1 protein-coding gene is annotated in these 2,043 nt (G+C 38.0%); it reads right to left on the bottom strand.

What is annotated here, in order from left to right; translation table 11 throughout:
* Nucleotides 1-310 precede the first annotated feature (310 nt).
* Nucleotides 311-1,327, bottom strand: coding sequence for a dipeptide epimerase (locus tag H7254_RS15125; protein ID WP_301933756.1), 1,017 nt, complete (start codon nt 1,325-1,327; stop codon nt 311-313).
* Nucleotides 1,328-2,043 lie beyond the last annotated feature (716 nt).

Here is a 2,043-nt window from a genome sequence, read left to right as displayed (position 1 = left end):
TTTATTTACAGGTAGTTTGATGATTGATTATTTTTTTGATTTACTTAAAAAACAAAGGGCTCACCGTTTTGGTAAGCCCTTTGTTGAAATATGTTGTGTACATACATATCAGCATTGCTTACCTGTTGGTAGCGTATGATGGTGCTGTATGTGGATGAATTTTTTCATTCGTGGTGCAAAGTAATGGCTGTTACATTATTTTACCAAAAAGAATTTGCTGCCTCTATTCACCTCCGAAGACATTTGTTTACGTATCCCCTGTTTGTGACTTGCAATCCATTAACAATAATCAAATTTTAACATCGGCTTTTTAAAAAGCGGTTATATCAATACCAATACCTGGTTTATCGGTGTAAATAATTTTTCCATAATCAAAATTTACACCTGTTGCAATGTCTTCTGCCAACAACAGTGGGCCATCCATATCAACATAATCCAGCAGTGGCGCCAATTGTGCGATGGCTGCAGTTCCCACTGAACTTTCGTTCATGCAGCCAATCATTACTTTCATATTTAATTGCCGTGCTTTTGTAATCATCCTTTTTGCTGGTGTAATGCCGCTGCATTTGGTGAGTTTGATATTGATACCATGAAAATGCAGATGGCATTTTTCAACATCGTGTTCGCTTACACAGCTTTCATCGGCAATTAACGGCAGTGGCGATTTTTCATATAACACTTTCATTCCTTCCCAATTGTCCTTTGCCAGTGGCTGCTCTACAAACTCAACACCCAATTCTTTTAATACAGGAATTTTTTCTAGGGCCTGTTCCAATGTCCAGCCTGCATTGGCATCTACTCTAAATACAGCATCGGTGTGTTTACGCAGGGCTGTTACCATGTCAATATCGCCGGGTACACCTACTTTTATTTTATAAACGGGCCATGGTTTTTCCTGCATTTTTGCTACCATTTTTTCGATGGTATCAATACCGATTGTAAAATCCGTGACGGGGCTTTTGGCGATATCCAATCCCCATAATTCATGTAATTGGCGGCGTTTCATTTTACCAAACAAATCCCACCCGGCCATGTCGATTGCACAAACCAAAAAAGGATTGGCAGGTAATAAATGATGCAGGTAATGCCAATATCTTTCAGGGTCGGAGAAGGCGAATTTTTCTATAAACTGCTTTTTTCGTTCCAGGTCTTCTATCATTTTTTCGACCGGAATATTGTAGTAGCTTATGGCGGGCGCCTCACCGTAACCTTTATGGCCAAAATATTCCAGCTCTACTACCAATGTTGGTTGGTGCGTTTTTGTGCCTTTGGATATGGTGAATGGATGGGTGAAGGGGAGATTGAATTGTTTGTAGCTTATTTTCATCGGCTGCTTTTTACAGTGTAAATTTTATTGCGGTTACTCTTTATTGTTGTCACATATTTTAAAAGCAACCTGTAATACTTAATGGAAAAATGCCAGTTTATTACACTGGCATTATCTTAATTAATCTTTAAAATAATTTAATTGACCGCAAAAGTTTTCTCAGTTTTGATAGCCCGTATTTACTTCTTTGCCTTAATGCAAAGAAGTAACAAGAAAAATCAAGGCTCCATAAAAAAGACTAAAAATTTGAATGAATGGCTAAAATGAAATTAGCTCAAACTTCTGAATATGCCCCTTCTTTTGTGCAACTTACGGGCAAATTGCAAAGCCTGACACCTGTAACGTTAATTTCATTTCTTAACGCCACACTTTCAAATTTTCTTTACGTCTTTTTTATGAGGCCGGCAAAAAGAATGCGGCTAAAGTTTATAAAACTATTAATCTTTTTATATGGTTAATCAAAGCTCAATAAAGATATAAAGTACAAGAGTGCGACGCCTATAAAGCTCAATTAATATTCCAAAGCCGGGCTCAAAAAAAATCTACCGTCCGCTGGCCACTACGTAGCTTTTCAGCTCTTCGTTAAAATTAATTTCCTGTAGCAGGGTTTCTAAACTTATGTGCATTCTGTAACGCCAGTAATGTTTAGGGTCGGCAGGGATGTTGATGCGTTCATCGTTAGGGTTTTCCCGGCGAAGTACTTCGTTGATACCTAA

The organism is Ferruginibacter sp. (assembly GCF_014377975.1).
Lineage (GTDB): Bacteria > Bacteroidota > Bacteroidia > Chitinophagales > Chitinophagaceae > Ferruginibacter.
The sequence above is the reverse complement of the archived record's forward strand: the minus strand, read 5'-3'. Positions and strand labels throughout refer to the sequence as shown.